17 protein-coding genes and 1 pseudogene are annotated in these 26,161 nt (G+C 30.1%); all 18 read left to right on the forward strand.

The window, feature by feature from the left end:
• The first annotated feature begins 210 nt into the window (after positions 1-210).
• The 18 genes and pseudogenes from LGK97_RS16510 to LGK97_RS16595 all read left to right on the forward strand — a co-directional run bounded on the left by LGK97_RS16510 (position 211) and on the right by LGK97_RS16595 (position 25,524).
• Positions 211-1,545, forward strand: a complete 1,335-nt coding sequence (locus LGK97_RS16510; RefSeq protein ID WP_319001581.1) for an ADP-ribosylglycohydrolase family protein — start codon at positions 211-213, stop codon at positions 1,543-1,545.
• A 29-nt stretch (positions 1,546-1,574) separates the two neighbouring features.
• Entirely contained in the window at positions 1,575-3,230 is a 1,656-nt protein-coding gene (locus LGK97_RS16515; protein ID WP_226260850.1) for a hypothetical protein, read from the forward strand.
• 50 nt (positions 3,231-3,280) lie between these two features.
• Positions 3,281-3,616, forward strand: a pseudogene (locus tag LGK97_RS16520) (PD-(D/E)XK nuclease family transposase); the annotation flags it as partial.
• 213 nt (positions 3,617-3,829) lie between these two features.
• The gene (locus LGK97_RS16525) at positions 3,830-4,864 is read left to right on the forward strand and encodes a hypothetical protein (RefSeq protein WP_226260851.1); all 1,035 of its coding nucleotides are present in this window, start codon (positions 3,830-3,832) and stop codon (positions 4,862-4,864) included.
• Between the two features lie 45 nt (positions 4,865-4,909).
• Complete coding sequence (locus LGK97_RS16530; RefSeq protein WP_226260852.1) at positions 4,910-6,067, forward strand: gamma-glutamylcyclotransferase family protein; 1,158 nt, start codon at positions 4,910-4,912, stop codon at positions 6,065-6,067.
• A gap of 263 nt (positions 6,068-6,330) precedes the next feature.
• Positions 6,331-8,052 carry a phosphoadenosine phosphosulfate reductase family protein gene (locus LGK97_RS16535; protein WP_226260853.1) on the forward strand — a complete coding sequence of 574 codons (1,722 nt, stop codon included), beginning with the start codon at positions 6,331-6,333 and terminating at the stop codon, positions 8,050-8,052.
• A 2-nt stretch (positions 8,053-8,054) separates the two neighbouring features.
• The gene (locus tag LGK97_RS16540; RefSeq protein ID WP_226260854.1) at positions 8,055-8,957 is read left to right on the forward strand and encodes a DUF4007 family protein; all 903 of its coding nucleotides are present in this window, start codon (positions 8,055-8,057) and stop codon (positions 8,955-8,957) included.
• A 7-nt stretch (positions 8,958-8,964) separates the two neighbouring features.
• Positions 8,965-12,555 carry a hypothetical protein gene (locus LGK97_RS16545; protein ID WP_226260855.1) on the forward strand — a complete coding sequence of 1,197 codons (3,591 nt, stop codon included), beginning with the start codon at positions 8,965-8,967 and terminating at the stop codon, positions 12,553-12,555.
• 32 nt (positions 12,556-12,587) lie between these two features.
• The gene (locus LGK97_RS16550) at positions 12,588-13,742 is read left to right on the forward strand and encodes an aminotransferase class V-fold PLP-dependent enzyme (RefSeq protein ID WP_226260856.1); all 1,155 of its coding nucleotides are present in this window, start codon (positions 12,588-12,590) and stop codon (positions 13,740-13,742) included.
• Positions 13,743-13,802: 60 nt separating this feature from the next.
• Positions 13,803-15,983, forward strand: a complete 2,181-nt coding sequence (locus tag LGK97_RS16555; RefSeq protein ID WP_226260857.1) for a DEAD/DEAH box helicase family protein — start codon at positions 13,803-13,805, stop codon at positions 15,981-15,983.
• Positions 15,973-16,146, forward strand: coding sequence for a hypothetical protein (locus LGK97_RS16560; protein ID WP_226260858.1), 174 nt, complete (start codon positions 15,973-15,975; stop codon positions 16,144-16,146). The genes LGK97_RS16555 and LGK97_RS16560 overlap by 11 nt, the downstream gene beginning before the upstream one ends.
• A gap of 14 nt (positions 16,147-16,160) precedes the next feature.
• Entirely contained in the window at positions 16,161-18,152 is a 1,992-nt protein-coding gene (locus tag LGK97_RS16565; RefSeq protein WP_226260859.1) for an AAA family ATPase, read from the forward strand.
• The gene (locus LGK97_RS16570; protein WP_226260860.1) at positions 18,152-18,706 is read left to right on the forward strand and encodes a hypothetical protein; all 555 of its coding nucleotides are present in this window, start codon (positions 18,152-18,154) and stop codon (positions 18,704-18,706) included. Before LGK97_RS16565 ends, LGK97_RS16570 begins: the two co-directional genes overlap by 1 nt.
• Before the next feature lie 5 nt (positions 18,707-18,711).
• Positions 18,712-20,451, forward strand: a complete 1,740-nt coding sequence (locus LGK97_RS16575) for a hypothetical protein (RefSeq protein WP_226260861.1) — start codon at positions 18,712-18,714, stop codon at positions 20,449-20,451.
• A gap of 10 nt (positions 20,452-20,461) precedes the next feature.
• Entirely contained in the window at positions 20,462-21,781 is a 1,320-nt protein-coding gene (locus tag LGK97_RS16580) for a BREX system ATP-binding domain-containing protein (RefSeq protein ID WP_226260862.1), read from the forward strand.
• 80 nt (positions 21,782-21,861) lie between these two features.
• Positions 21,862-24,027, forward strand: coding sequence for a DUF262 domain-containing protein (locus LGK97_RS16585; RefSeq protein ID WP_226260863.1), 2,166 nt, complete (start codon positions 21,862-21,864; stop codon positions 24,025-24,027).
• Between the two features lie 145 nt (positions 24,028-24,172).
• On the forward strand, positions 24,173-25,027 hold the full coding sequence (locus LGK97_RS16590) for a DUF3883 domain-containing protein (RefSeq protein ID WP_226260864.1): 855 nt from the start codon (positions 24,173-24,175) through the stop codon (positions 25,025-25,027).
• A gap of 101 nt (positions 25,028-25,128) precedes the next feature.
• On the forward strand, positions 25,129-25,524 hold the full coding sequence (locus LGK97_RS16595) for a hypothetical protein (protein ID WP_226260865.1): 396 nt from the start codon (positions 25,129-25,131) through the stop codon (positions 25,522-25,524).
• The last annotated feature ends 637 nt before the right edge of the window (positions 25,525-26,161 follow it).

Raw genomic sequence — 26,161 nt, forward strand, 5'->3', positions numbered from 1 at the left:
GTGATAAGATATATTATAATAATATTATTATTACCAGCATAAGAACAAATATTCGCATGTGTTGAATTATTTTAAAAAAGATAAATATTGAAGGCAAATTTACTTGCTTACAACATGATACTATTAAAGGATATTACACCTAATATGAAGAAACTAATTGCATATAGGCAATAATATCTAAAAGTTGTAGAAGTTTAGGAGGAGATATCCATGACAGGATGTACATTTTGCCACTTGCCACGTGGGTGGCACTATATTTTAAACGGAATAATGGGCGGCTGCGTAGCTGATGCTTTGGGTGTTCCAGTAGAATTTCAAAACAGAGAAACATTAAGAGGAAATCCAGTAATTAATATGCGCTCCTATGGCACTCATAACCAGAAAGCAGGGACCTGGTCTGATGATACTAGTATGACATTATGTCTTTTAGATAGTCTTTCTAAGGGCCTTGATTACAAGGATATAATGGATAAATTCTTGAAGTGGATTAATGATGCAGAATACACAGCTCATGGAGAGGTTTTTGATGTAGGAAATGCAACAAGAAAAGCCTTGAGACGGTTTGAAGATGGAGAAAGCCCTCTGAATTGCGGTGGATTATCTGAAAATGATAACGGCAATGGGTCGCTTATGAGAATTTTGCCCATTTTGTTTTATATTAAAGCTAATTATGGCGCAGAATTCACACAAAGTGATGAAGCTATGAACATAATTCATCAGGTTTCAGCTCTTACCCATGGGCATAAACGTAGCTTAATTGCTTGTGGAATATATATATCTGTTGCCAGTATGCTATTAGAAGGTAGAGATCTTTCTGAAGCAGTCGAAATGGGGATTTATAATGCAATGGAATACTACGAAAGGCATGATGAGTTTCAAGTGGAGCTACATAATTATAATAGGCTAAATGATAAGTCCTTTGCAGAAATACCTATTAATAATATCAAAAGTAGCGGATATGTAGTTGATACAATAGAAGCGGCTATTTGGTGCTTATTAAACACAAAAAGCTATAAAGATTGTGCTTTATTAGCTGTGAATCTTGGTGAGGATACAGATACTGTTGCAGCAGTTGCAGGCGGTCTTGCTGGGCTATATTATGGTTATGATGATATCCCTAAAGAATGGCTTTCTGTTATAGCAAAGCGTGAATATATAGAAGGGCTTTGCAAGGAGCTTGGTATAGCACTTGGTAAAGAAGAAGCTCAGAAGCTATGCTCCTATATTCCTCACTTTGAGACAGCTACCAAGGATAGAGTTTGCAAATGGGGAGGCGGGGAAATGCTTGCAGAAAAAAATGAAAATATAAAAACTGCCCATGAAATCCTTAAAAGAGTCAGTAAAAACAAAGAAGCTAGAATGGCATACGAAGCTAGACAAGCAGAAATTATGGATCAGTTAACAAGAGAAAATAGTGCGAGGAAAGAAGGAATGCAAGAAGGAATAGAAAAAGTAGCTAAGAGTTTATTAGACGTTCTTGATTATGAGACAATTTCAGCTAAAACAGGGTTATCGGTTGAATTTGTTAAGGGGCTTAGAAAATAATATTTTAATGAAAGAAGGATGTAATAAAAATGAATTATAATGAGTTTATCAAAGAGGTGGATGAAAAACTAGCTACTATGACTGAAAGTGAGAAGGAAAAGTGGATTCATAACTTAGCACGTACAATTCAGGAAGATGAAAGATGTAAATTTTTAAATTCTCTAAATGGTGAAAATAACTGTGATGAAATTATACATGATATCAAAGAGATACAAAAGTGGTGTGAAGAAGTACAAAATGGAGATGTTTATTTTGAATGTAGCTATAGTGAACAATATGATGAAAATTATTGGAAAGATGATTCCTATGAGTATTATGATACTTGTGAAATAGGAAAAAAGCTAACTTCTGCATTTCAAGTAGCCAAAGACCTATTATATCAAAAGGAATATGAAAAAGCTTTAGGTTTATATGATTTGCTTATAAATATGGTATTTCAAGCATATGATAGTGACTCAGAAGAGACAATGGAATTAGGGATAGAAGAATTAGTTGATGAAAACTTGGTTTCTTTAAATTTGAAGGAAATAGTTCTTAACTTGCTATATGCAAAATATCAAATGTCTAATGGAAAAGCCAGGGTTCAGGCAATTTATAGTTATATGAAATTGAATATTTCAAAAGATATAAAGCTAGAAGAGTTTTTTACTATAGGTCCAGAAGAATTAGTAGAAATAGACATATTTTTAGAAGAATGGATTGTTTTCTTAAAGTGTGAAGATGGAGACTTAGCAGGAAACTTGATTTTTGAATCTTGTATGCTTCAAGGAGGCATCAAAATGTTATGTGACATAGCTCACGAAATGGTACAAAAGCATCCTATTTTGTACTTAAAAGCATGTGAATACTTAATTGATGAAAGCAAAGATGCTGAATGTGAAAAAGTAGGATTAGAGGCAATTAGCTTATTGAATGAAGAGTTAATTGTTAGGGGAAAGGTGGCAGATTTAACTGCAATGGCTGCGAAAGGATTAGGCCATACAAAAATTGTTTGGGAATGCTATAAAGCAGCTTTTCATTCGGAATCAACACTAAACCACTATTTAAGACTTTTTGAAGCGGAAACTTACGAGAATATAACAGATATTAGCACTATGCAACTAAGAATATTACCTGAAAAATCATATATAGATTTTGATAACATTAACAATCAAATGAAAATGAATAATATTTCAATGGAATATAAAAAAATACTTTGTTTCTTTAATGGAGAATTTGAGTATATTTATGAAGAATGTAAGAAAGATAAAACTTATTTAGGTTGGAGTGATAATATTAAAGGTATATTTGTACCATTATTTATTCTATATTTAGGCAAAAGTAATAGCATTTCTAAAGCAAGTGAAAAATTAATAGAAGGCTTAGAATATAGGCTAAATTATTCGAAGGATGATAAAAGTTTTTTTGAACGTTTTTTAATATGGAAGGACAAAATTAAAATAACTAGTGAACAATGTGAAAAGTATATAACTTGGTTACATTCAGAGGTTGATAAAAGAACTGATGCAGTTGTAGGTGGAGGATTTAGGGGAAGCTATTACAAAGCAGCAACACTTATATCTGCACTAGGAGAAATAATGGAGTTGAATGGTAATTGTGGAGCTAAAACGAATTTGATAGAGCATTATAAAAAAATACATTCCAGAAAGACAGCATTTAAAGGAGAATTTGAAATTTTAAAATAGGGCTATAATATCTACGTTCTTATGCAAGGCTTGCAAACTTAAAAAATACTGATAACAAAGTTATAGATTGGATCAAGTTTTTAGATGCAAATTCAAAGGAGGGGCTTGAAATGCTTGCAGAAAAAAATGAAAATATAAAAACTGCCTATGAAATCCTCAAAAGAGTGAGTAAAAGCAAAGAAGCTAGGATGGCATACGACGCTAGACAAGCAGAAATTATGGATCAGTTAACAAGAGAAGAAACTGCGAGAGCAGAAGGAATGGAAAAAGGAAGAGAAGAAGGGATAGAAAAAGTAGCTAAGAGTTTATTAGACGTTCTTGATGATGAGACAATTTCAGCTAAAACAGGGTTAACTGTTGAATTTGTTAAGGGTCTTAGAAAATAACGTTTTAATGAAAGAAAAACGGTATGGAAGAAATTAAAATCAATTTATAAAGGCCATGAAAATGTGATATACATTTTTAATGGCTTTTATTATTTTGATAGAAGAGGCAATTATTTTGCCCTCTGGAATGATATTATGGAAGAAGAATTGTAAAGTAACTTGCCACTTGCCATGTGGGTGGCACTAATTTTAATTTAAAAAGGATGGCTAAAAATGAAAATAACATTTAATCAAAGTATAGATAAATATCTAAGTGAAATAAGAGATTCAAAGGAAAAAACAGTATGTACAACTTTACTTATAAATAATTTTTTAGCTTGTATTAAAGGAAAGCTAAATGAGAAGGGTAAAAAGTATGAGTTAGTGTTAGATCTAAAAGCTAATTCTTGGGATTGGATTACCTTTGTAGATGCAGTAGAGGAAACAATGAGGCATTGCCAAGATAAAAAGAAAAGCTATGATCGGTTAAAATTGTATTTTACTTGGTTAAATAGAAATTATGGTACACGCTTTATTATTGATGAGATTTGTCCCGATAGGAAGGCCTTTGAATCTGATATAGAAAGGCAATTAGATATTGTAAAATACCTACAGGGAACAGCAAAAACAATGGATGCGCTTAAAGAGCACTACTGGTTAAATGAGAAAAATATTAGACCAGACTTGACTGCACTAGATAACGGAATTGAATTTCAAAACCAGAAGATAAAGATAGAAGTGGATAGGGAAAGAAGCAGTGATGGTAAGCAACAACTTAAGTATAAGTCTACGATGCATCCTGTATTTATGCCACTTAATCTTACTCAAGTTTATGCGTTAACTGTTGGGATTAAAAAGATTTCAAAGAATACCCAATATGATAATATACTTAATGATTTAAGTAACTGGGTGTATTCGCAGCTTTCAGATTATGCAAAAAATATTATAAATGAATTTATAGAAACCTGGGAAGAACCTATAACTTTTGAAAATAGGAAACAAAGATACCATAGTGAAGAAGAAATATTTGAAGAAAACCAGATAAATAGGTATCACTACTATGAGAAGTGCAGCAAGATTATAATTGTTACTTATGCCTCTGATCATGGGGATGAGGATGTTCTTGTAGCAGAGGGAAGGGTACGGGTTAAAGATTCTTCTAATATACAAGTTATCTCAAAAGAAAAGGTGGAAACTGTAATACCTATTAAAAACATTATAGAAGATAAAGAAAGTACGCTTAGCGTCCGAAACTCATTTGATTATTGATATATTATATACTTATAAACAATAATTAGTAAGGAGATGTTAATTATGAACCTGGTATTTGCTTATGGGAGTTTAATAAATAGGATGGAAATTGAAAAGACTTTGAAGGAAGACGGTGCGCAGAAGGATTATGTTGTACTTGGGATAGGAAAGCTTGAAAAATATAAGTTAGCATTTACAAAGAAATCCGCTAAATGGAAGGGTGGGGTACTTGATGTTGTAGATTCAAGAGATAAGGACTATGTTCTTGGACTTGTAATAGAAGTTAGTGATAGGGCACTTAGAGCAATTGATAGAAGAGAAGGGGTTAGTAACGGCGCTTATGCACGAAAAACTGTAAGTGTTAATCTGGCTGGAGAAATGGTGGAAGTAATTGTTTATACCGTAGTTAATAAAGAGCGAAGTGGAGTGAAAGCCTCGGAAGAATACATTAGCAAGGTTGAGGCTGGAATGAGGGAAGAAGGATTCCCGGAAGAATATATTAATAAATATCTTATAGGTGAGGTTTCTGAAGACTGTAGACATAGCGCGTTAATATATCTAAGAAGGGAGAAGCATGCACAACATTTGTTTGCACTTTCAAATATGGTGGGGATAGATCTATGGGATATTCCTATATTGGTGGATTCTTTGACAAAGGATGGATATATAAGACAGGACAAAAGAGACAGGGTTGGAAAATATAATACAAGTGCATTGTATTATACAGTTCCAGAAAAAAGAAAAGAGATAGATGATATGCTTTTAAAAAAGCTAAAGGAAAGCTTAGTACCTTTTGAAAGTATAGATTGCATTAATGCAAAAGAGAATGATAAAACCATGGCTTGCATGAAGTGCTTAACAATCCATAAGGAAGGGGAGACTTTCTGCAGAAAATGCTTAAGATCTCTTAGTGAGATGGATACTCCAATGCTTGATATAATTTTTGATTTAAATAAAAAGGGATATAAAACTGAATTTTGCTGCTGTGGCCACCCTACATTAAATTCGTCTTATTCTGCCTATTTTCTTATGAGTGGAATTATAAATGAAGTAACGGTACCAGAGGGATTTACCATGAAATGTTCGGGTGGTAGAACAAATATAACTTCTATATATGTTAGAAAGAAATTAAACCTATCCATGGCTCAGCTTGAAGAATTGAGGAAAAGAAATTTGAGTATCCTTAGGGAATGGGTTAAAGCATTGCCGGTGAGAGTGTAATAATTACAACTTGCCACTTGCCATGTGGGTGGCACTAGGTTTAATTTGCAATGCGACAGTATTCGCCTTATTTAGCAAGATTAATGTGTTAGAATGCTTTGAATGGGTAATACTTGGAAACAAATTACTTTGCTATATATATTGTAGTTTGATAAAATGTACCTAGATTCTACAATTAATTGGATATAAAAAGATATAATAATTGGAAATATTAATTGATAGAGTATTGAGAATTGAAGTGAGCATAATAAGGAGATTTATGTATGATTAAATATATTTGTAAAAGTTGCAATATAGACTGTGAAACAAGCGAATGCCCAATTTGTAATGAAAGGACAAATGCTGAATCAAGAATTTATTGGTGTAAGAATTGTAATGTACCAATTTATGATGAAATATGTGATGTGTGTGGAGCAAATTCAGAACCTTTAACTACAGACTTAAGGCCTGTTTTCCCAGAAGAAAGACTCCTTTTAGAGATTTTAATTGGAGAACCCTTTAAATATATAAACTCATCTGTTTGGAATAGTACGGGGAACAGGTATATTGTTGATGGTGTGAGGTTAAAGTTATCCATAACCAAATTAATGAAAAAGGATGCTAACAGTGTAATTGAACAATTAAATAAATATAAAGATGAAAATAATTATGATTATTTTAATAATAATATAGCAAAATTTATTGAAGCAAATAAAAAAAGATTTAACTTAATGGTATCTGAAGCTACTAAGTTTATAAATGAAGTTTCTTATGGTTATGAATTAGATGAGCTTTTTATATCATTTAGTGGTGGAAAAGACTCAACGGTTACTCAAGATTTAGTAGTTAAAGCACTAAGCGAACCTAAGATAATTCATATTTTTGGTGATACAACGCTAGAATTTCCGCTTACGCATGAGTATATTAAAAGATTCAAATCGAATAATAGATATACACCGATGCTTACTGCTGAAAATAAAGAGAAAGAATTCTATGACTTGTGCGACACTCTTGGACCACCGAGTAGAGTAATGAGATGGTGTTGCACTGTTTTTAAGACAGGCCCAATTACAAGGAAAATAAGTTCTACTTTTAAAGATAAGAAAAAGATAATTACTTTTCATGGAATTAGAAGAAGTGAATCTAGCAGTAGAAGTAAATATGATAGAGAATCAGATAGCCCTAAAATAACGAAGCAAAAGGTTATGTCGCCAATTATAGATTGGTATGACTTTGATGTTTGGCTGTATATGTTAACAACTGGTATAGATTTTAATGATGCATATAGACTAGGTTATGCTAGAGTTGGATGCTGGTGTTGCCCTAACAATAGTAACTGGGCGCAATACTTATCCAGCATATACATGCCTGAGCAATATGAAAAATGGAGAAATTTCTTAGTTGGCTTCGCAAAGAAAATTGGAAAACTAGATGCAGAAGTTTATATTGATGAGGGAAGCTGGAAAGCAAGACAAGGCGGAAATGGGGTAGAGTTTAGTAAAAACTCATTTATTTCATTTAAACCCTGTGCTATAGAGGAAAATTCTTTTAATTATGAGTTAAAGAGAAGTATCTCTGAAGATCTATATGAATTATTTAAGCCCTTTGGAAAGATATCAAAGGAAATGGGGAATGAGAGGCTGGGGGAAGTTTTTGTTTTAGATAATCAAAACAATCCAATAATAAGATTGCAGGGAAAAATAGGAAGTAATCTATTGAAGGTTTCAATACTAAAGCTACCATTACTTAAAACTAAAAATATAAAAAATGCTAAATTAAAAATTGAATGCCAGATAACAAAATTTCAGATGTGTGTTGGCTGCCTTGCATGTGAAAGCGTTTGTAAGCATAACGCTATAACAATTAAAAAATCCAATGACAGCACAAATGGAGAACTATCTTATACCATTGATGATATAAAGTGCGTTCGTTGTGGGGAGTGTATAAATCATTTTGATGGTGGTTGTTATATGAGAAAAGTCCTAGCAACTAAGAGGGGAGATTAGACTTGGAAGATACTATAGTTAAAATAAGATTAAAAGCACATGAGAGTTTCTATATTAGAGAAGGTTGGTTAAGAAAAGGAATAAAAAATGTTCATAAGGATTGCAGAATCTTTATAAGGGAGGATGCAACAGACATTTTAGGTATAGGGGTTAGTATGGTTAAGGCGCTTAGATATTGGCTACAAGCTTGTGGCTTAACCGAAGAAGAAAAAGTTGCAGGCAATAAAAGAGAGCAGAGGCTTACTAAAAATCTTGGTGAGATTATTTTAGATAAAGACCCTTATTTTGAGGATATATTTTCATTATGGATTATTCATTATAAGTTGGTGACTAATAGAGAAAATTGTACTTCTTGGTATTTGTTTTTCAATGAAGTTACTGTTAATGAATTTACAAAAGAGGATTTAAAAAATGAAATGATTTATGCATTAAAGAGATCTACAAATAATATGACGTTTTCTGAAAGTTCTTTATTTGATGATTGTGAGTGCATTATAAAGACTTATGTTGATAATAAAAAAGAAAATAAGAACCCTGAAGAAAATACATCTTGTCCACTTAATGAATTGGGATTATTAGCGAAGAGCGTTTCAAATCATGGGAAGGAAGTTATTTTAAAAACAAAGCCTTCAATGGATAAATTAGATAAATTTGTAGTACTCTATATAATTTTAGATAATTTAAAAGGCGCAGAAAGTATAAGCATTGAAAACATTTTAACTGATAAGTGTAACGCAGGAATGGTTCTAAACTTAGATAGAAATTTGTTAAATGAATATTTGGATTTGCTAAAAAATGCTGGATATATAGGAATAAATAGAACTGCCGGGTTAAATCAAGTATACCCTGGGAAATATGATAAACAAGACATAATAAGAGAGTATTATGAACAATTAATGGAATGAGGGACAGATGATGTTATATAAAGACTTTATAAAAGCGGACGAGGGGTTTCAATACTCGATTAATCTTCAATATGATTTGAATAAATACTCAAAGGTAACAGGATATATTCCTACTAGTGCATCAGTTGAGATCTTAAAGAAATATTTAACTAGTATTTATTACGATAGTAAGGATAGGGCTTCAATACTTGTAGGACCATATGGTAAAGGAAAATCTCATTTGTTACTGATTCTTTTAGCTATAATTTCAATGAATAATAATACTGAAGGACAAGAAACACTGGATGTATTATGTAATAAGATCGGAAATATAAGCGATGAAGTAAAAAAAATGATTTTAGAGATAAGAGGTCAAAATAAAAAATTGCTTCCAGTTATAATTAATAGCAATTACTATGATTTAAATCAAGCATTTTTGGTTGGAATTAAGGATGCATTAGAGCGTGAAGGGCTGAATGAATTAAGACCTAAAACGTATTTTGAGGCAATAATTGAAACAGTTAAAATATGGGAAAATGAATACAATGAAACATATATAAATTTCAAAGAAAAACTCAAAGATGTTGATCTAAATATTAAGATGTTCACGAATAAAATAAATAATTACAATGATGAGGCATATGAAATATTTAAGGAAATTCATCCTAAAGTCACATCAGGTACAGAATTTAATCCTTTGATTAATTCAGATATAATTCGTTTATTTGAAGAATTAAATTGCAAACTATGTGAATCCCATAATTTCAACGGTATATTTGTTGTGTTTGATGAATTTAGTAAGTTTCTTGAGGCAAGTATAACAAGAAATTCAGCAAGAGATATTAAACTTATTCAGGATTTTGCGGAGCTTGCTAATAGAAGTGGAAAAAATCAAATTCATTTATCTTGTATAACTCATAAAAGTGTAAATGATTATATATCGGACTTACCTAAAGAAAAAATAAATGCCTGGAGAGGTGTTGAGGGTAGGTTTAAAGAGATATACTTCACTTCTTCTTCACAACAAAATTATGAGCTAATTGCAAATGCAATAATAAAAGACGAAAAGAAGTTTAAAACGTTTAAAACTAACAATTATGACAAAATAAATACGGTTTTGAATCAATGTGAAAATACAACAATTTTTAATGATGTGGATAACTATCTTAGTTTAATTGGTGATGGATGTTTTCCTTTAAATCCTATAAGTAGTTATGTACTTCCTAGAATTAGTGAAAAAGTTGCGCAGAATGAAAGAACTCTATTTACCTTTTTATCTAAAGATGAAAAAGGAAGTTTAGTAAATTTTATCAATTCTAATAATGGAAGGGCTGAATTTCTAACCATAGATTTGATATATGATTATTTTGAAGCACTATTTAAAAAAGAAGTTTTTAATGAAAGTGTTCATACTGTTTGGTTAAAAGCTAATAGTGCATTATTAAAAACTAACATTGAAGATGAGCAGAAAATAATTAAAAGCATAGCCGCAATTGATATAGTAAATGAATTTCAACAGCTTTCTCCTACTGACTTATATTTGAGAGCATCACTAGGGCTAACTAATGATAATTTTGATACTGCAATAATGCAGCTTATTAATAAACATATTATCTTAAGGAAGAAAAGCAACGGTAATTATAGATTTTTACCTGGAAGTGAACTTAATATAATTAAAAAGATTAATGATAGAAAAAATCTTAATTCAAGTAAAATAAACATTAAAGAGGTACTAGATAATATAGTCAACTTGGGATTTGAATTGCCAAAGAGATATAATGATGAAAAAGAAATGATTAGATATTTTAAGAAAGACTTTATTACCGTAAATGAATTCATAAATATTAGAACAATAAAGGATCTAATTTCAGAAAGCAATTCTGATGGAATAATCCTTTACTTAATTCATTGCTCTAAGGAAGAAAAAGAAGTAGCACTTAAAAAATTAAACGAGTTAAATGATCCTAGAATTATATTATGCAGTTTAAATAATATTTTTTCTAAAGATGAAGAAGTAAGAGAATTGGTATCGATAAAATCTTTGAAAAGTGATATTGAATTTAATGAAAATGAACTTGCAGCTCAAGAAATAGAAATATTTGAAGATGATATAACAGAAGATATTGAAGACTATGTATCTGTTAATTACGATATTAAAAATGGACTATGTAAGTATTATGATTTTAATGGTGAAATTTTAGATATAAAAAAAGAATACCAATTAAACAGAAAGATATCTGATATTTGTTTTGAGGTATTTAGTAAGACACCAGTAGTTAATAATGAGCTTATCAACAAAAATAAGATTTCTAGCCAAATATTAAAGGCTAGAAATAAAATAGTACAGTACATTTTTGATGAAATGGAGAAAGGTAACGGATTTATTACTGAAGGAAATGGTCCTGAAACAACAATTTTTAGGATTGCAATAAAGAGGAAGGGACTACTCGATGGATCAGAAAGTGAAGATGCTTATTTAAATGAGATTTTGGATGTAATTAGGAATTTTATAATAAGTAGTGAGGAAGACAAAATATGTTTTTCAGATTTATATAAAATACTTTATGATTCAGAGTATAAGTATGGATTAAGGGCTGGAATAATCCCTATTTATATGTCACTTAAAATGAAAGATTATTTAGAAAAAATAGTAATTTATTTTGGAGATAAAGAAGTTCCGTTGTCCATCGAAACTTTAAACAGAATTAATGATAATCCAGATAAGTACTTTATTTTATTAGAAAAAGGTTCAAAAGCAAATGAAGATTATATAACTAATATTGATAATTTGTTTAGTGAATATAAATCAAAAAAAGATGCAGGTTATAGTAGATACACCTCAATACTTGAGGCAATGCAAAACTGGTTATATAGCTTAGCTAAGTATTCAAAAGAATACAAAGTAGTACCTTATAATCAAAATAAGCAGATTGATACTGATATTGTAAATTTCAGGAGGGAACTTCTAAAGTTTGATATTAACCCTAGGGATCTATTACTAAATAAATTGCAAAATAAGATTTTAAAAGTAACAGATTTGAAGAAATGCATCAATAGAGTGACTATTATTAAAAATGAATTGGATAATTTTATTGAATGTACTAAAGGTTACTTGATATCTGAAACAAAAGATATATTTGAAAAAGGATATAAAGGTGAATTTAGAACTACTTTGGAAAATTGGTATAAGGGGCTGGATAAGGATAATATTGAACATCTATACGATGTTAATGCAAATAGTATACTGAGTATCATTCCAACAATATCAAAGTTAAGTGATGACGTTATAATTGAAAAATTAGCTAAAGCTGTTACAGGGCTTAGCATTGAAGATTGGCAAGATGACACATTAAAAAGTTATTTGCATGACATAAAAGATATAAAAGAAACTATCACAAATTATAAGAAAGAAGTAAAAACAAAGATTAGCAATTCTTATGACATTAGTGTTTTAGTTGGTGATAAAAGGGTTCGTAAAACTTTTGAGGGTAGCGAAATTTCTACAATAGGAAGCACTCTATATAACAATATTGAGGAAGCTTTTGATGATTATGCAGAATCAATCGATGTAAATGAAAAGAGAAGTATACTGATGAAAATGTTAGAAAAATACATGTAGGGTTTACCCCTACATGTCAAAGGAAGTGAATTATGGAGAAAACAATTTATCTTGATAATGCAGCAACGACATTCCCAAAACCAAATAAAGTGTACGAAGATATGGATATGTTTTATAGAAACTTTGGCGTTAATGCAGGCAGGGGTTCATATAAATTGGCTAGGGATGCAAGTAAAATAATCGATGACACAAGAAGTAAATTAGCTTCCTTAGTTAATTTTGATCGTGTAGAAAGAGTTATTTTCGCAGCGTCTGCAACAATCGCATTAAATCAAATAATTGGTGGATTAGAATGGAGCGAAAATAAAACAGTTTATGTAACTCCATTTGAACATAACGCTGTAATGCGACCATTAGAATATATAAAAGAAAAATTTAATATCAACATTGAAATGATACCATTTGATCCACTAACCTTTGAATTAAACGTCGAGGAACTTAATTTGAAGTTTTCAAGAAGATTTCCTGATTTTATATTCATGTCTCATATTAGCAATACTACTGGTTTTATTTTACCAGTAGAACAGATAATCCAGGCTGCTGAGAAATATGAATCTGTAATTACTTTAGATTGTTCCCAATCCATAGGATTAATACCTGTTGATATTAAGAAAATAAAGGCTGATTATTTTGTTTTCGCAGGACATAAAACACTATATGGACCATTTGGTATAGGTGGGTTTATTGATAATAGTAAAATTAAACTTTCGGAGTTTATCATTGGTGGGACAGGATCAGATTCATTAAATTTTAAAATGCCAGATGTGTATCCTACGAAATATGAAGCAGCTAGTCCTAATATATTATCAATTGCAGGATTAAATTCATCGCTAGATTGGCTTAATGATATGGGCATAGACAATATCAAAGAGAAAGAACTAAAGCTAACTGGCTCATTAATAGCAGGTTTAAAGAGTATTGATGGAGTAAAAATATATTTACCAGAGAATCTTAATAATCATATTGGAATCGTTTCACTTAATTTAGAAGGTTATAACCCTACGGAGTTAGGCCAAATACTTGATCAGGACTTTAATATTGCGGTTAGAACGGGGTATCACTGCGCCCCTATAATCCATAATTTTATAAATACAGAGAATGTCGGTGGAACTGTTAGGATAAGTTTAGGGTATTTCAATAGTATTGATGATGTAAATTACTTAGTAAGATGTTTTAGTGAACTATGATTAATTTAAAAAATATAAAATTAAATAGTATAGTTATGGATGTTAAAAGGAGGTGTAAGTTTGGATTTTAATGATATACATATCAAATCTGAATACAGATCTTTAAGTGATAATATTGTAAAGGATTTTTATACACCTTTGCTTGAAAATGCAGTGCTTTATAAACGTGCTGTAGGTTTTTTCTCTTCAACAGCACTTATTGATATTTCCAAAGGAATAACAGGACTTATTAAAAATGGAGGGAAAATACTCCTTGTAGCTTCGCCACGGTTATCAGATGAAGATATTGAAGCAATTGATAAAGGGTTTGAAGTTCGAAATAATATTATTGAAAAAGCTTTGACTAATTCTCTTATTGAACCCAAAAATATATTTGAAGAAAAAAGATTGAATTTACTTGCAAATCTAATTGCTAATGGTCAGCTAGAAATTAAAATAGCTTTTATAGAGCATTCTAATAAGATTGGTATTTTTCATGAAAAAATGGGACTGATTTATGATAAAAATAACAACATAGTAGCATTTACTGGTTCGATGAATGAAACAACTACAGCTTTTACTTATAATTATGAGTCTATAGATGTTTTTTGTTCTTGGACAGAAGATAAAGCTAGGGTATTTGCAAAAGAAAGTGCTTTTTCAGCAATTTGGAATGACTATGAACCTAATATTCGGATTATTGAGTTTCCCAAGATAGCAAAAGAAATGTTTCAAAAGTACGTAAACCCCAAATTTGAGTTGGCTATTGATGAAGATGAACCTTCAGAAAATAATGAAAATTTTTTACTTGAGACTAATCAAATAAAAAATATTGGTCCAATAATACCAGAAGACTTACACTTACATGATTATCAATTAGATGCAATTAGTGAATGGAAAAAAAGAAAGTTTAGAGGCATTTTTGATATGGCAACCGGTACAGGGAAAACGTATACTGGGCTTGGAGCGGTGGCAGAGCTATATGATAGTTTAGGAAAGAACCTGGCTGTGTTCATTGTATGCCCATATCAGCATTTAGTTGAACAATGGATTGAGGATATTACAAAGTTTGGGATGAAAGCCATAGTTGGTTACTCAGCTTCTTCACAAAAAGATTGGAAAAGTAGATTAAAAGATGGAGTTATTTCTTTTAATTTAGGTGTAAGTAACCATTTTTGTTTTATTTCAACGAATGCAACATTTTCTTCAGAATTTGTTCAAGGTCAGATAAATAAAATTAAAGGAAATGTAATCTTAATGGTTGACGAGGCTCATAATTTTGGAGCAAAACATTTAAGTAAAACTTTAAACTGTAAGATTCCTTACAGATTGGCATTATCTGCAACACTTGAACGACATGGAGATGAGGAGGGAACTACGAAACTTTTTGATTATTTCGGTGAAAAATGTATCGAATACACATTGAAACAAGCCATAGATGAAAATAAACTTACCCCCTATTATTATTATCCATTAATTGTTGGCTTAACAGAAGATGAACTTGAAGAATATAAAAAAATTACAGCACAAGTGTTTAAACAATGTTCAAAGGACAGAAGAGGGAAACTTTGCATAAGCGAGATGGGGAAAATGTTGCTAATTAAAAGAGCAAGGATAGTTGCAGGAGCACAAGAAAAGATTATAAAGCTATCTGAAATTATGGAAAAATACAAAGAGGATTCACAAATGCTTGTTTATTGTGGAGCAGCTTCATTACAAGACCCAGGTTATAGTGAAGGTATAATTGACGATGAAGATAAACGCCAAATTGATATTGTTGCAAATATGCTTGGAAATAAGTTTGGAATGAGAATATCAAAATTTACATCGGAAGAATCAGCAAAGGAACGTGAAGTGCTGAAGGCAACATTTGCTGATGGGAAACATCTGCAAGCATTGGTGGCTATTAGATGTTTAGATGAGGGAGTAAATATACCAAGTATTAAGACAGCTTTTATATTAGCAAGTAGTACAAATCCGAAAGAGTATGTACAACGACGAGGTAGAGTATTAAGAAAATATCCTGGTAAAAATCATGCAGTGATTTATGATTTTATTACACTACCAAGGACATTGGATAATATGGATAGCATGACAGACGATGACATAAGGATGCTTCGTTCGCTTGCAAGTAAGGAAATTTCAAGAATGAAAGACTTTGCTTCAATCGCAGAGAATCCATCAGTGGCTGATCAAATAATTATTGATATTTTAGATGCTTACAAGATAAATGAAGTTGGAGGAGAAGAAGATGATATCTGATAGTATTACAGAAATTAATGTTGATCAAAAAAAACTAAATCAAATGAAACTTAATATTTTAAAAATTGAACGTGATAATATTAAAACGAGGGAAAAATCAAATGATGAAATGGTCGAAAGTATAAGAAAGATAATTAGTGATGAAATCAAAAAAAATTATTAAGTGAGGTAATTAAGATGCTTTTAAAATCAATATCTATGAAAAACTTTAGACAGTATCGAGGAGAACAACGTGTAGAGTTCTCTTGTGACAAAGAATGCAATGTTACTGTTATTCTAGGTAATAACACAAGTGGTAAAACTACGTTATTGCAAGCATTTAATTGGTGTTTGTATGGATTTGCAATTTTTGAAACAAAAGATTTTGTCTTAAACTTAGATGTGGCTCATGAGATGAACGTAGGTGAAGTAGAAACTGTCGAGATAGAGATAGAGCTTATTCATAATAATATAGAATACATCATAACAAGAGCTCAAGATTACAACTGTGATTCTAGAGGTACACACCTCACACCTATAAAGGCACCAAAAGTCTCTTATAAGAAAAATGATGGACAAACAGAACCAATAAAGCAAATATATGCAGACAGAACTATAAATGGAATTCTGCCGAGAGATTTGGCAAACTACTTTTTTTTCGATACAGAGCGTATCGGAAGTATTAGCAACAAAGCTGATGTAACAGAAGCTGTAAAAGGATTACTTGGTCTATCTGTTCTTGATAATGCTATGAAGCATATCGGAAGTAAAAGCCTTAAGAGTAGTGTTATAGGCAAACTCACAACAAGTATGGATTTAGCAGGAAATCAGAAGGCATCAGAAGCATTAATTCGCATCCAAAGTGAAGAGTCAAGAAGACAGGTTATTACTGAACAGTTGGACACAGTTAAAAGTGAAATAAATCATTACGAAAAGAGGAAAGAGCAATTAGATGAAATATTGAGGGATAATCAGTCTACAGCTTCATTGCAGAGTAAAAAAGAGAGCATTGAGCGTAAATTAGGACCTGAAAATATAGCACTTGAATCAGCATACTCTAAGTTTATTTCAGATTTCAATACTAATACTTTAAATTTCTTTGTCCAGCCACTTGCGAAAAGAGCGTTAAATATTTTAAAGGAAGCAAAGATAGATGATAAGGGTATTAAAGATATGAATGCTCAGTCTATTTACGATATTATTAAACGAGGAAGATGTGTTTGTGGTACGGAAATTGTCAAAGATAGCGATGCATTTAAGCATTTAATGGAGGAACTTGACTTTTTGCCTCCACAGTCTATAGGGACAATAATAAAAAATTTCAAAGAGAAAATATCCACCTATGATAGTACTAATAAATCATATTATACTAATTTACAATCCAAGATAGAAGATATCTATAGGTATAAAACTCGTATTCAGGAATGGCGAGATGAAGTCCTTGAAATTAGTGATGAAATAAAGGGCAAGGAGAATATGAAGAAATATGAGGAAGAGGTTAACGATGTAAAGAAACGTCTGAAGGAGTTTAATGATAAAAAAGATAAAATGATACGTGAAGATGGTATTTGCACTTCCAATATAGAAAGATACCAAAAGATGTATGATAGTTTGATTGTGGTGACTGGAAAAAATAAGCAGGCAATTGAGTACATAAAATATGCTGAAGAAATTTACAATTGGATTAAAGTAACTTTTAATGAAAATGAGTTTAGTATCAGAGAGAAACTTGAGATGAAAGTGAATGAAATTTTCTCTAAGATGTATCATGGACATAGAAAGGTAATTATAGACTCAAAATATTGTGTTTCATTACTTACTGCATATGCTGATGATGAAATAAAGACTGATGAATCAAAAGGACTTGAAACAGTTAAAAATTTTGCATTTATCGCCGGTCTTGTAGACTTAGCAAGAGAAAAAATAATAAGCAAATCAGGCGATACATCAATGGCACTGAGCTCTGAGCCTTATCCACTCGTTATGGATGCACCATTTTCTAATGCTGATGAAACTCATGTCATCAATATATCTAGAGTACTACCTGAGGTTGCAGAACAAGTTATTATGTTTGTTATGTCAAAAGATTGGAATTATGCCGAAACAGTTATGGGAAAGAAAGTAGGTAAAAAGTATTATCTTGATAAAAAAACAGAAACATTAACTTATATAAAAAGGAGTGGGCAGTAATGTTTGAGCATGATTTTACGCTAGTTGGCAAACATGCAACATATACAAAATTTTTAGTTAAAGAAAGAATAGAAAATAATGACCAAGAGAGACCATCTATTTTTAATAGATACATTGATGTATATATGAATGCTGCTGCTCTAGGATTTCTTTATGGAAGAAAAGGAATAAGAGATTTAGAATCTATTGATAGAGCAAGAATCTATGCAGATGCTTTCGCAACGGAAAGGCAGAAATGCGAGTATATATATCGTCTAATTATGCTTTTAGATGAAACACCAGGATTTACAATTGAAAATAAGGTTGATAGAGCATTTAGAGATGATGCTAAAAGTAATGAAGTGAAAACTAATACTTTGAATATGGAGCTTTTTAACTCTTATGTTTTAGGTGGAATTGAATTCCTTTATGAAACATTTGCAGAAAATTGTACAACAAAAGAGGATTATATAAATAAGATATATGAGGTTGTAACGGATTTTAAAGATGAAATTAGTGGTATTGAATATAATGATAAGATAAGAGAAGTAATGACAGATTATAATGTTAGGTGATTGAAATGAATAATTTATTGTCCGAAATAATTGAAATTGAATTTGCATTATCAAAAATTAAATTTTCAGATTTATATAATGGAGGGATAGAGCTATTTAAAGCTATGAACTATCCTGTTAATCCTGCTAATGTAGCTATTAATTTAGATGTAAATCAGTTTATTTATTTTAAAGTAGATAATAAAACACAATTTGGTGCAGATGAACATGATTATTTAAAGAAAATCGAGTCAATTTCTTTACTGTTTACTATAGTACCTGAAGACATTGTATGTAAAAAGTTAAAAAGAAGGAAAAATGATTTTGAAAAGATAGTCTTTCTTGCTGTTGATTTAAATTGTAATAAGAATGAACGAAGCCATGATGCACATTGGATTACAAAAATTCTTAGCAAAGCATACTCTGATCCTGTATTTATATTATTTTATCATGAAGAGTGCATACTATTTTCAGCTCTTCAATATGAGATTATTGGTGAAGGGCAAAGTGCTAAAGTATTTTTATCTGATTGGTATAACTGTACCGAGATGGAATATGAAACAATTTGCAGATTGTCAGAATTGTGCTTTGAAAACCAAGCTATAAATAATATTGGAGAGCTTTTTCATGAAATGATTATATCAATTTCAAGAAATTATTATACATACATAGAGGCGTATGAATCGATGATTTTTGAGGATTCTATGATAGCTAAAAATAATGAAGAGGTATTCAATAGTGATGAACGAGTATATAGTTATAAGCTATATGGTGATGATTATGTTAATGAAGGAGAAACTATTGAAATACTTTTGCCAGAAGATGATGAGTGGTTATTAAACGAATTAGACTGGGAGACTCCTTATGATGAAGAAATAGATGAAGAATACATGGAAAATGAACTTTATAAAAAAGATAATTATGTTGAAGAAGATGAGTATACGCTTCCAAAAGATATTAATGAAGGATGTTTTGAAGATCCAATTAAAATGTTAGAATGGCTAAATGTAGAAGAAAAAGATGAATCTACAGAAAGTTTTTTTAATTTCACTAAAACCTTAGCAATAGAATCTAAACCTAAATATGAGCTAAAGTTTCATAAATCAAATTTGGAATATGAAACAAACAAAGAATGGAAAAAAAATTATTTGAATTTTCAATTGCATGAAATAGAAACATGGACTATAGAGGAGAGCATTTTGTGGCTAGATCAAACAGCAAAGCTACCCCTCAATTTGAAAGATGATATAGTAAACATTTATCAAGAGTATAAGATAGTTGTTAAAGGAAGAGTGAGTGACTTGAAAATTGAAAATATAATAATGATTTTTGAAGAATTAGATGAAAATGCAAAGAGAAAATGTTTAAACATTTTAAATGAAAATAATAATGATATTGAGAACAATAAAGAAGTGACAAATGCAACACTTATTCCAGATATTTCTAAGTCTAGAAAAAAAGAAAAGCCAAAGCAAATTATAAAATCAAAATTGATTAGTATTTTCAATGAAACTTTAACCTACGTAAAATTGCTGTATAGTGATGAAGAAAAAATAAAAATTAAAAATTATTTGGCACATGTTCAAACAAACTTATATATGGCGGGGTATGATGTTACAGAAATAAAAATGCAAGAAATATTCATGATGTTTTTTACAGAATTGAATTTTGATTTAGTTGAAGGAAGCTATGAAGAAGATTTTGTAGCAGTGAAAGATATGAATGGCAATATAATCGTTAGAGAATATATAAGTCTTAGGGGGTAGTGAATATACTATGACTTCAAAACAACAAGAAGCTGAAAGAATTATTAGTGCAATAAAAAATGGAGTTGTTCCACATGCTTATTTAAAATTATTAGGTGTTGGAAGAGAAGATGAGATAAAAGAATTTAAAAGGTGTATAAAGTTAACAGAAGAAGGAAGCAGTATTGTAAAGTTTTTAATTGGCTCATTTGGTTGTGGGAAAACTTTTTTGCTTTCTCAAATAGAAGAGCTAGCATTAAGTAGCAATTTTGCCGTAGCAAAGATTCAAGTAGGTAAGGATTTTAAATTTAACAAAACAGAAGAAATTTATTACAATGTCACACACGCCTTACGAATTAGTGGAAGTGACATTGCTGGTACTTGCTTTGAAGAAATGTTTGAGAATTGGATTGCAGAATTAGCAAAAGAAAAAGATAGAAGTGAAGCAGTGAGAAAGTTAGATCATGGTATATTTACAATAGAGAAACATAATAGTTCTTTTGCAATCGCATTTAAGGCTTATATTAAGGCAAAGCTCAAGAAAAATAAAGATGAATGTATTTCAATATCAGCATGGATAAAAGGTGAAAAAAACATACCCGCGACAACAAAAGTTAAATTTGGAATTAAGGGAGATGTGGATAAGGAGAACTCGCTAGATTTTTTAAAAGCTTTTTTAAAAACTACAACACTATTAGGCTACAGTGGCTTGGTAGTTTTAGTAGATGAAACATCATTGATTACGAATGAAAGAAAAGATATAAGAGCTAAATCTTATGAAAATATAAAAAGTCTTATAGATATGAGTACATTGGGGCAAAGTGACAATTGTATGTTTATTTTCGGTGGAACAAATGAACTTATTGATGATGCCGAAAAAGGGATAAAAAGCTATCCAGCACTATACAATAGAATAATTAATGGATATGATTCAGAGGATGAAAATTTAAAGAATTTAAGAGATTTAAGACAACCTATTATTAGATTGGAAAAATTAAAAGAAGAAGAATTGAAGTTGCTTACTATTAGAACTATTAACATCCATAGGATAGCTTATTCGTGGAATATAAAAATTGAAGATAAAGATATTGATGGATTCGTTGAAAGAACTTGCAAGAGAACCGGAAATGAAAAAATGGAGGCGAACACAAGAGAATATTTAAAAAACTTGGTTGATGCTTTAGATATTATGGAGCAAAATCCGGGGGTGAATTTGTTTAGTGGAAGTGAAAATGGAAATAGTCAAGAAAATTACAATAATAAAGTTAAAGTAGCCGAAGTAGAGGATACTCAAAATAAAATTGAGAAAAGCTTTGAATATGTTGAAGAAGAGATGATTGATTTATGTTAACGGTAAAACTGATTTTATTTAAAGTAGAATTTATGGAATATAGAGTTTAATATTAAAATTAATTACTTGGGAGATTGATTATGGAATTAATAGAATTGTTTAAGTTAGTAGATGAAAAGAAATTGGTGTTGCCTGATTTTCAAAGAGACTTAGTATGGAATAAGGTTCAGCAAAAGGAACTAATAGCATCACTTATATTATCACTACCGATTGGAAGCTTTTTAATATTGGATGGTAAAAATGATGATTTTGCAACTAAAAAACTCGGATTTCCTAATGGTGAAGCTAGTCCAAAAGAAGAATGTATGTATTTGCTTGATGGTCAACAACGTCTAACTTCATTAAAGGGAGTGTTAAGTGATTTTTTTTCTGAAGATGATTGGAAAGATACTGCTAGAGAAGTATATCAAATATTAAAAGTTAGGTGGTTCTTAAGAATAACACCTAAACAAGATGAAATCGATATTTTTGGTTGGAAAGACTTGAAATTTAATTCCAAGAGCTTAAATAAAGAGGAACCAAGTAATATAGAAAATAGGTTGGTTTTTGAAAATATAGGGGTTACACTTTCACAAAAATGGTATAATCCTGACTTTGAGGCACGTGATATTTCTGGCAATAAGGTTGTAAGGCCAAATAGCATATTAAATGCAAAGGCTAAGGAAGCTAAAAAAGAAGGTTGGATACCTTTGTATAGTTTATTTAAAGCAAATGATGAAAAAGCATTTTATGAATATGTAATAGATAAAATAGCAAATGATAGAAAAGATGAACTTATAAATGATTATAAAGATAACTCAGTTAAAATTATCGAAATACTAGGAGATATAGATACTGATATAGAGTCATATATTGATAAGAATGATGAAAAAGCCATATTAGATACTTGGTCAAAGTTAGCTGCTATATGGAAGGTTCAAGTACAAACATTTTTCGAGAACATTTTAAATCAAAAGGTAGATATAATTAGATTACAATCTGATGAAATTTGCAGAGCAGTAGTGATTTTTGAAAGAATAAACAAAGGAGGAACTCCTCTTGATAATTTTGATCTTGTTGTTGCTAGAGCAGCAAGAGATAAGAGTTGTGAATCTTTAAGCAAACGAATCTCAAAGTTATTAGAGACAGAAATTCCTATATCTGATGAACTTACCGGATTGCTAAAGGGTAATAAACCAAAGAATTTTAAATCTTCTTATATGGAAACTATAAAAGAGAACGAAATAAATGCCGTTATTAAGAAACAGTATTTAAATCTTTTGTCAATTTTAAGCTATACAGATTATGGAGATGTTGACGATATAAAAATTGATTTGATGAAGAGAGATAAGATTTTAAATATAAAACATGAGGATATAAATAAAAGTACAAATACTGTTATCAATGGATTAATAAGGGCTTGTTCATTTTTGCAAATACGCTGCGGTATAGTTAAGATTACAGATTTGCATTATAATTTAATGATATTACCTATTGCTTATTTATTACTAGACGATGGTGTATGGAATAGTAATGAAAAACTTTCTAAGATAGAGTTTTGGTATTGGGCTTCAATAATTGGTGGAGAGTATAGATACAATCAGAATGATAAATGTATGAAGGATATTCAAAATTTATATAAATGGATAGTAGAAGGGCAAGATGGAAATTATGAAAGGCTAAAAGATAGGATACTAAATGTAGAAGGCTTTTCTGATATGTCTATATTATTAGGGGAAGACGAGAATGAAACAGTTACAAGCGTTGTTCATAAAACTATTTTGCAATACATTTTAAGTGGACAACCTAAAGATTTATTATATAATATTAATCTAAATGCCTGGGAAATAGCAGCAGGTAAAATAGCGCAAATTGATAGTGAAACTATAAACTTAGAAGTTCAAGATCATCATATTATACCATTAAAAAATTGTGTAAAAATGGGTGAATCTTCTAAAGAATTGAGAGATAAAAAGAAGCATATTTTAAACAGCCCGTTAAATAGAACCTATATTTTAGCAAAAACAAATAACAAGATTAGTGACTTAAACCCAATTAAATATTTAGAAGATATTTTTGACAAGAATAATAGCAATTCAGTCTTTGTAAATCATTTTATATCTAGTGAATATAAACTGATGTTTGAAGGCTGTACTGGACAGCAAAGTGAAATTAGTTGTTATAAAGAAATGTTACAAAAAAGATTTATAATGTTAAAGGATGGAATTGTTAAAGAGTTAGATGACTTATTATCAATAAGAGATTAGATAGATTTTAAATAGATAGAGAGAATTGATAATATGAGTAAATATAAATTTAATCTTCGTAATTAAAAAAACATTAAATGATGAATAAATTCTTCAAGTATTATACAATTTCAAATATATCTTACTGGAAATGAGGTTACTATAAATGATACTAACAAAGTCTTTTCCTATTCTTGCTTTTTCATGGATTATACAATCACCCTGCTTTTTTATAAAGAAAATGGACAGAGCTGTTTTTATTCATCATGGGACCGGTATTCCTAGAGAAATAAGAGGCTTTTTTAATATTGATAACATAAAGTCAAAAGAAAAGAAGCACCTTATTTTTAGATATAAAGAGAATCAATTTAAGGCTTATATAGAATGTGACAATATAAATAGGACAAGGCTTATGTGGTACAGCGATTTTGCTGCAGCTATAAATATGGAGCTGCCTCTTTGGGGTAAGTATTTTAATGAATTTAAGGAAAGTCAAGATATTTATCCGGAAATGCAGATTATCAAGGAATCGGATACAGTTTATATTATAAAAATCGCTGATTATGCGTTTGGATGGGTTGATGGTCTTCCAATGACAATAAAAGAAAAAGCTAAATTCAATTCAAAGATTGGATTTCTGGGAGAATCTTATATACTAAATCACGAAAAAATTAAGTTAATCAAGGCAAATCGAACAGATTTAGCTGGACAAGTAGAGCATGTCTCAGATACAAAAGGAGATGGACTAGGGTTTGATATATTGTCTTTTCAGGAAGACGGAAATCCTAAATTCATTGAAGTGAAAACATCAATTACTCAAAATGAATCTTTTTATGTAACAAAAAATGAATTAGAGTTTTCTAAGGACTATTCAGGGCATTTTTATCTATACAGATTAACTGAGTTTGATTGGATGAATAATATTGGCAAGCTGTTCATATCACAAGGAAATTTATATAGGTTGTTAGATTTAAAACCAATTTTATATCAGGGGAAGTTTCAAGAACAGAGTAGCTATTAAATTAGCTGAATATTTTTAATATCAGTTTAAAGTAACTTATGAAAATTATATTATGAGAATTAAAAAACCTAAATAAAATAATCGAAAAAGGGGTTTAAGAAATGGGTATAGATTTAAAATCTAATAAATTTAAAATTCAATATGAGAAAATGTCTATTAACTCGCAGAATATTTTAAATAAGTTAATTTATGAAGTTGATAAAAAATCATTAAATCATATGTCAACTGATACGCCAGATTATAGATTTTATGTTAATCATTCAGGTAAAAATGTTAAACATAATTATTGTTTAATAAAGCTTAAGACAAGAGAAGATTTAATAAAAATTCATTTTAGAACAGATGGATATAGTATTCTACAAGATAATAAAGTAAAAGCGAATAAGTTAGATAAGAATCCCTATAACGGTAATGAGTGGTACGAAGTTATATTAAAAAATGAATATGAAATAGAAATAGTTGTAGATTATCTAATGCAGGTATATAGGAATATATAAGAATATATCGGTATATATAAATAAATTGTTATTACCAAAACTGTTCTAGTCTTTGCACGGTAGCTTATTACGGGGCAAAGACTTAAAACAGTTTTAATTATTATAAATTATTTTATAAAATATGGAAGTGTATGCTGACGGGTTTTACTTGCTAATAAGCTCAAATTTTTTTATTATGCAAAAAAGTCTTGTCTTGTTTTTATTTACTAGAGATAAAAGATTCATTTGAAAGTTCAAGCTTAAACCACATTTCTCTTAATCACCCTAGTCTATTCTCTTTAAAATATCTATATTAAATTCGTTTCACTCATTAGCAATAAAAATCGCTCACTACGTTTCCAATTTTTTAAAGGTGTCTGACCCCTTACAATAACTGGAACAGTTTTTGTTGCTTAAATAATAGGAATTAAAGGTTAATAGGATGAGGAATTTTTAAAAAACAATTATATTAACCTAATTGTGAATGCTAATCAATTTATTAAATACAATCCGATATAACAACCTATGATTTATACACTACTATGATTGTTATAGGACATCTCAGTTTGCAGCATTCAGGACAAGAAAAGTTGCAGCAAGAATATTAAAAAAAATCGTAGATAGCTTTTATATAAGTTCTAAACTGCCTACGGCTTTT

This window comes from Clostridium sp. CS001, assembly GCF_020443565.1.
GTDB lineage: Bacteria > Bacillota > Clostridia > Clostridiales > Clostridiaceae > Clostridium_AD.

What these genes read in the sequence shown, in the direction of transcription:
- LGK97_RS16510 (WP_319001581.1), top strand. Translation starts at nt 211, where the DNA reads ATGACAGGATGTACATTTTGCCACTTGCCACGTGGGTGGCACTATATT.
- LGK97_RS16515 (WP_226260850.1), top strand. Translation starts at nt 1,575, where the DNA reads ATGAATTATAATGAGTTTATCAAAGAGGTGGATGAAAAACTAGCTACT.
- LGK97_RS16525 (WP_226260851.1), top strand. Translation starts at nt 3,830, where the DNA reads ATGAAAATAACATTTAATCAAAGTATAGATAAATATCTAAGTGAAATA.
- LGK97_RS16530 (WP_226260852.1), top strand. Translation starts at nt 4,910, where the DNA reads ATGAACCTGGTATTTGCTTATGGGAGTTTAATAAATAGGATGGAAATT.
- LGK97_RS16535 (WP_226260853.1), top strand. Translation starts at nt 6,331, where the DNA reads ATGATTAAATATATTTGTAAAAGTTGCAATATAGACTGTGAAACAAGC.
- LGK97_RS16545 (WP_226260855.1), top strand. Translation starts at nt 8,965, where the DNA reads ATGATGTTATATAAAGACTTTATAAAAGCGGACGAGGGGTTTCAATAC.
- LGK97_RS16550 (WP_226260856.1), top strand. Translation starts at nt 12,588, where the DNA reads ATGGAGAAAACAATTTATCTTGATAATGCAGCAACGACATTCCCAAAA.
- LGK97_RS16560 (WP_226260858.1), top strand. Translation starts at nt 15,973, where the DNA reads ATGATATCTGATAGTATTACAGAAATTAATGTTGATCAAAAAAAACTA.
- LGK97_RS16565 (WP_226260859.1), top strand. Translation starts at nt 16,161, where the DNA reads ATGCTTTTAAAATCAATATCTATGAAAAACTTTAGACAGTATCGAGGA.
- LGK97_RS16570 (WP_226260860.1), top strand. Translation starts at nt 18,152, where the DNA reads ATGTTTGAGCATGATTTTACGCTAGTTGGCAAACATGCAACATATACA.
- LGK97_RS16575 (WP_226260861.1), top strand. Translation starts at nt 18,712, where the DNA reads ATGAATAATTTATTGTCCGAAATAATTGAAATTGAATTTGCATTATCA.
- LGK97_RS16580 (WP_226260862.1), top strand. Translation starts at nt 20,462, where the DNA reads ATGACTTCAAAACAACAAGAAGCTGAAAGAATTATTAGTGCAATAAAA.
- LGK97_RS16585 (WP_226260863.1), top strand. Translation starts at nt 21,862, where the DNA reads ATGGAATTAATAGAATTGTTTAAGTTAGTAGATGAAAAGAAATTGGTG.
- LGK97_RS16590 (WP_226260864.1), top strand. Translation starts at nt 24,173, where the DNA reads ATGATACTAACAAAGTCTTTTCCTATTCTTGCTTTTTCATGGATTATA.
- LGK97_RS16595 (WP_226260865.1), top strand. Translation starts at nt 25,129, where the DNA reads ATGGGTATAGATTTAAAATCTAATAAATTTAAAATTCAATATGAGAAA.